This window comes from Clostridium polynesiense, assembly GCF_000820705.1.
Classification (GTDB): domain Bacteria; phylum Bacillota; class Clostridia; order Clostridiales; family Clostridiaceae; genus Clostridium_AA; species Clostridium_AA polynesiense.
On sequence record NZ_CCXI01000021.1, the window covers coordinates 1 to 7,877 of the forward strand.

A 7,877-nucleotide genomic window follows, 5' to 3' on the forward strand; every position below is an offset into this window, starting at 1 on the left:
AATAGGAGGAATAGAGATGGATTTTTTAAATTTTTTACTAATAAACCTACTCCTAAAGAAGTGGCAAAAGATAGATTAAAATTGATTTTAATCCATGATAGAGGAAATCTATCAAATGAAACCTTAGATATGATAAAAAGTGAAATTTTAGAGGTATTATCACGTTATGTTGAAATAGATACCTCTGATGTTGAGATAGCAGTTACTACATCAGAAAGCCTGGAAGGTAATTCTCCTTCTTTAGTTGCTAACATACCAATTAAAAATGTGAGATCCAGATAACTACTAATTGACACTAAGCTATATATATTATAAACTTAATTGATTCATCATTCATAAGAGTTTATAATTATATATAGCTTTTATTTTTGTGGAGGGATGTTATGTTTAAAAAGTTTAAGATAGATTCCAAGCTTTTAAGGGAGATGGATTGGATGATTCTTATAACCTCCATACTTATACTTCTGTATGGAGTGGTAAATATATATATCAGTTCAAGTAAAGATGGAGGTTATTATGCCAAACTGCAGCTTATTTGGATGGTATTAGGACTCATAGTGGTATATTTTATACTGCTTGTAGATTACAGCGTTGTAAAAAATTATGTGGGATTAATATATTGGGCATCGATTATACTGCTTTTTTCAACTATATTTATAGGCAGTGTAGTAAAAGGTGCCAGAGGATGGATAGCATTAGGTAACAGAGCAATACAGCCGGCGGAATTCGCTAAAGTTGGAATGATGCTTATGCTGGCAAAGAAAATTGATGATATGGAAGGCAATATAAATGATTTTAAAAATTTAGCTACCCTTATTGGCTATGCTGCTCTTCCCATGATTCTTATAGTTATACAGCCGGATATGGGAATGACTATGGTGAGCTTCTTTATTGCCCTTGGTATTTTATTCGTAGCAGGGCTGAATTATAAAGTGATTTTAGGCGGATTTGTATCTTTATTCTTTTCTGTTCTTATGGTGTGGAATTCACCTATAATGCCGGACTATTGGAAGAGAAGACTGACTTCCTTCATTCACCCTGAAGGAGATGAATTGGATTCCACCCTTCAGCTCCTCCAGTCTCAGATTGGAATTGGTTCAGGAGGCTTTTTTGGTACAGGGGCTCCCTTTAGGGAAAGTGCTAATACAAGTTATGTATCTCAATTTGTTCCGGAATCACACACGGATTTTATCTTTTCAATATTAGCGGAAAATTGGGGATATATCGGAGCGGTATTATTATTGGTATTATACGGGATACTGGTTTATAGAATTATACAAGCAGCAAGAAATTCAAAGGATTTATTTGGATCCTTAATATGTGTAGGTGTGGCTAGCACCTTCTTATTTTCCATACTCCAAAATATTGGAATGACCATCGGAATCATGCCTATCACAGGAATAACACTACCTTTGGTGAGCTATGGAGGAAGCTCCGTGCTTACGGTTTTTATTTCTATAGGGATGGTTTTGAATATATCCATGAGGAAAAAGAAGATTATTTTTTAGCAAGGAGGATTTTATGAATATAGCGCTTATTGCACATGATATGGCTAAAGATGATATGATTAATTTTGTAAAGAGGTATAAAGAAATTCTTTCTAAGCACACTCTCTTTGCTACAGGAACTACAGGTAAGCTGATAAGCGAGAATACAGGACTGACTGTAGAAAGATTTCTTTCAGGACCCTTAGGAGGAGATCAGCAGATAGGTGCAAGAATTGCAGTAGGAGAAATCAGCTATGTAATATTCTTAAGAGACCCTTTAACTGCACAACCTCATGAGCCTGATGTAACCGCTCTTATAAGGATATGCGATGTGCATCATGTTCCTATAGCTACAAACCTTGGAACAGCGGAGATACTGATAAAAGGAATAAGAGATTTATAAAAAAGTACCGGAATATAAGTGTTCCGGTATTTTTTTATTCTACTTAATAGAGCGAATAATTCTAAAATGCTGTGGAAGTAAATATATATATTATAAATGACATAGCTGAATATATAAGGAAGCAAAGGAAGGAATATTGGAGCAAGGGAGAGAGAGTATGGGAAGCTATAACTCACATTATGAAAATTACTACTCAATATTAAAGGAGAAAAAAAGATCGGTAAGGCATCCTGCTTATAATCCTCATAAAACTAAAAGCAGAGAAAGAAGCATCAAAGAAATATTGGTTAAAAGGGTAATTCAGGAGTTATCCGGGGTTTTATGCCTGTTTTTAATAGTGATTTTCTGCAGATATATAAATAACCCAAAGGTTCAGGAATTTTACAGCTATTCAAGGTTACTTGTAAACAAGAATTATGATATAAATACTGCTTTTGAAAAAGTGAAGAATATAAAACTTGAAAGCTTGAGAAATAAAGCCGAGGAATATATTGAAAGCATTAAAAATAAACTTACCGGAGAACAGGGAGTTAAAGAGAAAACTTTAGATTACTATTCTCCGCCTGTATCAGGAGCTGTTTTTAAAAGCTTTGGAAGTATAAAGGAAGGAATACCTGAGAGCATGAATAAGGGGGCTATAGTTGAAGCAAAAGCTCCATTTGAGGTTAAATGCTGCTTTCAGGGAGAAGTAAAGGAGATAGGTGAGGATAAAGAAAAAGGACAGTACATCATTATTAACCACGGAGAAGGGATAGAAACCAAATATTTTATGCTGGAGGAGATAAGAATCTCGGAAAATGCTAAGGTTAATAAGGGAGATACAATAGGCAAGGTAACTTCAGCTGTAAATGGAGAAAAGGGATATATATATTTTGAGTTATCATATATGGGAGAAGAAAAAAATCCGGAGGAATATATAAATTTTAACTTTTAATAATTTTTAGGAGTATTAAATGTACAAAAAGCTTATAAAATACCTGCCTCAAATACTTCTTATATCGGTTATAGCAATGCACACACAATTTGCAGTGGCGTTTTTTTGGGTAATGTTTCACGAGTTAATCCATTGTGCAGTATCCTATAAGCTTAATGTTAAAAAGGAAAAAATCGGAGTTCACGCCCTTGGGGCTTATCTTAAGCAGAAGGATTTAGATTATATAAGTCCTAATCAGGATATTTTAATATCTCTTTCAGGACCTATGGCAAATATGGCTGCTTCTGCTTTTTTTTATCTTTTGTCCTTCAGATTTTCAGGAAGTTTCATTACTCTTTCCTATGAAAGCAATCTGGCTTTAATGATGTTTAATCTGCTTCCTGCCTTTCCTTTAGACGGAGCAAGGATACTTAGGGCGTATTTAAGTAAAAAAAGACTTTATAAGCAGGCTTATAAGTTTACTGTATACTGCAGCTTTGTAGTGAGCTTCCTTCTCAGTACAGGTTTTATTTTTTTGCTTTTTTTTAATAAAATCAATATAACATTAGGATTGTCCTCTGTATTCATATTGATGTTTACCCTTAAAGAAAAGAAAAGGATGATGTATATAATAATGGGCGATATAGTAAAAAAGAGAAATAGATTTTTAAAGCAGAAATTTTTAGAGAATAAAAGTATTTCAGTACATTATGAACTTTCTTTGGTAAATGTAATTGGGCTTATAGATAAAAATAAGTATAATCATTTCACCGTACTAAACGATGAAATGCAGGTTTTGGGAGTTTTATACGAGGAGGACATAATACTTGGAGCTAAAGATTTTGGCAATATCACCATAGAAGAGCTTATGGAAAAGATTGAAGATATTCACAGATTCAGAAATATATAAAAATCATTGTTATTATTTAAACCTATATGATAAAATATAATGATGTGATTATGGATATAATCGCATCTTTTTGTATTTAATACGATATTGGAGGAATAGGGTTAATGAACAAAATTACTGATGATATATTATACAAGGTGGAAAAGCCGGCAAGGTATATTGGAGGAGAATTAAACAGTATTATTAAAGATAAAAACAGTGCTTATATAAGATTTGCATTTTGCTTTCCCGATGTTTATGAGGTAGGGATGTCTCATTTGGGAACTAAAATACTATACCATACCCTGAATCAAAGGGAGGATACTTATTGTGAAAGAGCCTTTGCTCCATGGCCTGATATGGAGGAGCAGCTGAGAAAGAATAAAATTCCTCTTTATACTTTGGAGAGTAAGGATTCCTTAAGGGAATTTGATTTTATTGGTTTTACCCTTCAATATGAGATGAGCTATACAAATATTTTAAATATGCTGGACATGGCAGGAATTCCTCTTAGGGCCTCCCAAAGAGATGAGAGCTTTCCTCTTGTGATAGCAGGCGGCCCCTGTGCATATAATCCTGAACCTCTGTATGATATTGCAGATGTATTTCAGCTGGGAGAGGGAGAAGAGGTTATCAACGAGATACTGGATCTTTATAAAAAGTGTAAAGGTAAATTAACTAAGGAAGAGTTCTTATTAAAGATTTGCAGCATTGAAGGAGTGTATGTACCTTCACTATATGAAGTGAGTTATAATAACGACGGCACCATAAGAGAGTTTAGACCTAAATTTAAAGAGGTTCCTGAAAAAATAACAAAAAGGTTTTTATCAAGCTTTGATGAAGCTGAATTTCCTGATAATCTTATAGTTCCTTTTACAGAAATAGTTCACGATAGGATTGTTTTGGAAACTTTCAGAGGCTGCACTAATGGCTGCAGATTTTGTCAAGCTGGAATGATTTACAGACCGGTAAGGGAAAGAAAAACAGCTACTCTTTTATCCCAGGCGGATAAGCTTTTGAAAAACACAGGGTATGAAGAAATATCACTAAGTTCTTTAAGTACCTGTGATTATTCTGACATTCAAAATCTTGTAAATACCCTTATGTTGGAGCATGGCAAAAATAATGTAGGTATAGCACTTCCTTCTATACGGGTAGATGCCTTTTCCGTGGATTTAATTAAGGCTATCCAAAAGGTGAGAAAAACAGGATTAACCTTTGCTCCTGAGGCAGGATCTCAAAGAATGAGGGATGTAATAAATAAAGGAGTTAATGAAGAAAGAATTATAGAAGCGGTTAAAAATGCTTTCGAATCCGGATGGTCTACCATAAAACTGTATTTTATGATAGGACTTCCCTACGAAAATGTGGAAGACTGCAAAGCTATAGGTGAGCTTTGTGAAAAGATTGCAGAGGAATATTTTAAAGTACCTAAAGAAGTGAGAAGCAAGGGGTTAAGGATTACAGCCAGTACATCAATATTTGTTCCTAAGCCTTTTACTCCTTTCCAATGGGCGCCTATGGAGTCTATGGAAACCGTGGTTGAAAAGATTAAAGCTGTTAAAAATTCAATCAGGAGCAGAGCTATTACCTACAATTATCATCATTCTGAAGTTTCATATCTGGAAGGGGTATTTGCCAGAGGAGACAGAAGGTTATGCGATGTTCTTATAAAGGCTTTTGAAAAAGGAGCAAAATTTGACGGTTGGAATGAATATTTCAATTTTCAAATTTGGAAGGAAGCCTTAGATGAATGCGGCGTGTCCGGAGATTTCTACGCATACAGGGAAAGAAGCATCGATGAAATACTTCCTTGGGATTTTATAGATATAGGAGTTAACAGAAGCTATTTAGTAAGAGAAAACGAAAAGGCTTTAAAGGAGCAGCTCACTCAAAACTGCAGGCTTGGATGCACAGGATGCGGAATCAACGTTAACTTTAAAGAAGGGAAGTGTTTTGACGGTGCGCTACTTAATTAAATTTACAAAAGAAGCAGATATTAAATTTGTAGCTCATTTAGATTTAATGAGGACCATTCAAAGGATAGTAAGAAGAGCTGGACTTCCTGCTTCCTATTCTAAGGGTTTCAATCCCCATATGTCCCTATCTTTGGCTCAGCCATTGGCTGTAGGAGTATACTCCTCCGGGGATTACATGGATTTGGAGCTGGAAGAAGAAAGAGATACCGAGGAAATAATAGAAAAACTCAATGAGTCCAGCCCCATAGGAATTAAATTTTTAAAAGCGGTAAAAGTAATTAGTGAAGATGATAGAAAGCTTCCCCAGTCAATGGCTCTTTTAGATGCTGCAAGATACACTATTAAAATAAAGAGCCTTCAGGGGGAAAAAGCTACAGAAGAATTTAAAGAGCTTATTAAAATGCCGGAATGGGTAACCTCTAAAAAGAGCAAAAAAGGAATTAAACAGGTAGACATAAAGCCCATGATTAAGGAATTAAAATACTGGAATAAAGATAATGAGCTTATAATAAATGCACTTATAAGCTGCGGAAGCAGGGAGAATCTTTCTGCAGAGCTTTTGTCATCCTATATTTCAGATAATTTAAAAAGCAGCGATAAAGAAGCCTTCATAGAGATTTCCAGAGAAGAAATGTACACTTTAAAAAATAATAAATTGGTTTCATTATTAAATTATGTGAGTTGATGATATATGAAAGATATTTTTATTGAAAGGACAAAAGATATACTGAGAATAGCAGTAAAAAAAGATGGCAGGCTTATGGAATGCTATATAGAAGACAATAGTGATGAACCTATGCCTGGTGAAATATATAAGGGCATAGTAAAAAATGTTATCCCTGCTATAAAAAGTGCTTTTATAGATATAGGAAGCAGTAAAAATGCATATATGTATCTGAATAAAAAAGTGAAAAAAGGCCAGGAAATTATGGTGGAGGTAGTTAAGGAAGGCATAGGGGAAAAGGGGCCCAAGGTAAGCGATGCTGTTTCTATACCCGGTAGAATGGCTGTTCTGCACACCTATGACGAAGATATCAGCTTTTCAAAAAAGATAAGAGAAAAAGGATTTATGGAAAAGCTGAGAAGAGAGCTTGCAAAGCCTGAAGGTATAGGTGTTACGGTAAGGACTAAGGCTGAAGGGGCAGCGACTGAGGAAATACAAAGGGAAGTTGATGAACTTTACAATAAGTATTTAGAAATAAAAAGGACTTTTGAATATACTTTAACTCCTAAGCTGATCTCCGGAGAAAACAGCATATTTTACAGGATACTTAGAGATGTAACCGATGAAAGCACCGAGAGTATTTATGTAGAAAGCCAGGAGGACTATGAATTTATTAAGGGATATCTGAAGGGTAAGGGAAATATAAATGTTAAGCTTCATAATGAAGTGAGAAGCATGTTTGATTATTATGGAATAGAAAAGGAAATACTGGCTTTAAGAGGAAATAGGATTAAGCTTCACTGCGGAGGAGACATAGTATTGGAGAAAACGGAAGCTTTATATGCCATAGACGTAAACACAGGAAAAAATGTTCACGGAGGAAATATTGAAAATACGGCCTACATAACTAATTTAGAGGCGGCAGAGGAGGCTGTAAGGCAGATAAGGCTTAGAAACCTAAGCGGTATAATAATTATAGACTTTATAGATATGAAGGATGAAGAACACAAAAATAAAATAATAAAAAAGCTTAACGAAGGGTTTTCAACGGATTCCAATAAAGCGGTAGTGCATCCTTTTACAGAACTTGGGCTGGTTCAGATTGCCAGAAGAAGAAGAGGGAAAAATATATCAGAGTATATCGAAGAAAAATGTAAGGAATGCGGCGGAGCCGGTATAAGGCTAAAGTTTGACTATGTAATGCTCCTTATAAGAAATGAAATTATAAGGCTTGAAAAAGAAAATAGCATAAAAAGCATTCTCATTGAATTAAACCCTATCTACAGTCATGATGTACAAAATGATCTGCTGCATTTTATAACGCAAATAAATGGTTTTAATAAGGATATTTATGTAAAATACACTGACAGTTTTGAGTATTTTAAGGTTGAACCTCTCATCTTTTTAAAGCAGATGGAGGAGCTTAAGGAATATAAACTCCAGAGAGTTAATAATTAAAATAAATTTCTTTACAAAGATATGGGTATATGGTAAAATTGCTTTTGTAAACCGCACACCATTGGTTTTTTATAAAACAACTCC

8 protein-coding genes are annotated in these 7,877 nt (G+C 34.5%); all 8 read left to right on the forward strand.

Going from position 1 to position 7,877, the window contains the following annotated elements; genetic code table 11:
* Positions 1 to 282, forward strand: a 282-nt coding sequence (minE, locus tag TA89_RS03040; protein ID WP_278246194.1) for a cell division topological specificity factor MinE, incomplete at its 5' end; no start/stop codon positions are given.
* 101 nt (positions 283 to 383) lie between these two features.
* Positions 384 to 1,508 (forward strand): rod shape-determining protein RodA, encoded by a 1,125-nt coding sequence (gene rodA, locus TA89_RS03045; protein ID WP_040210724.1) that lies wholly within the window; start codon positions 384 to 386, stop codon positions 1,506 to 1,508.
* Between the two features lie 13 nt (positions 1,509 to 1,521).
* A complete protein-coding gene (gene mgsA, locus TA89_RS03050; RefSeq protein ID WP_040210726.1) occupies positions 1,522 to 1,890 on the forward strand; it encodes a methylglyoxal synthase in 369 nt (122 codons plus the stop codon).
* A 157-nt stretch (positions 1,891 to 2,047) separates the two neighbouring features.
* A complete protein-coding gene (locus TA89_RS03055; RefSeq protein WP_040210728.1) occupies positions 2,048 to 2,824 on the forward strand; it encodes a M23 family metallopeptidase in 777 nt (258 codons plus the stop codon).
* 19 nt (positions 2,825 to 2,843) lie between these two features.
* Complete coding sequence (locus tag TA89_RS03060; protein WP_052447290.1) at positions 2,844 to 3,713, forward strand: site-2 protease family protein; 870 nt, start codon at positions 2,844 to 2,846, stop codon at positions 3,711 to 3,713.
* 104 nt (positions 3,714 to 3,817) lie between these two features.
* Entirely contained in the window at positions 3,818 to 5,671 is a 1,854-nt protein-coding gene (locus TA89_RS03065; protein WP_040210730.1) for a TIGR03960 family B12-binding radical SAM protein, read from the forward strand.
* Positions 5,655 to 6,356 (forward strand): TIGR03936 family radical SAM-associated protein, encoded by a 702-nt coding sequence (locus TA89_RS03070; RefSeq protein ID WP_040210739.1) that lies wholly within the window; start codon positions 5,655 to 5,657, stop codon positions 6,354 to 6,356. The genes TA89_RS03065 and TA89_RS03070 overlap by 17 nt, the downstream gene beginning before the upstream one ends.
* A gap of 6 nt (positions 6,357 to 6,362) precedes the next feature.
* Positions 6,363 to 7,793 (forward strand): Rne/Rng family ribonuclease, encoded by a 1,431-nt coding sequence (locus tag TA89_RS03075; RefSeq protein WP_040210733.1) that lies wholly within the window; start codon positions 6,363 to 6,365, stop codon positions 7,791 to 7,793.
* Positions 7,794 to 7,877: the final 84 nt, after the last annotated feature.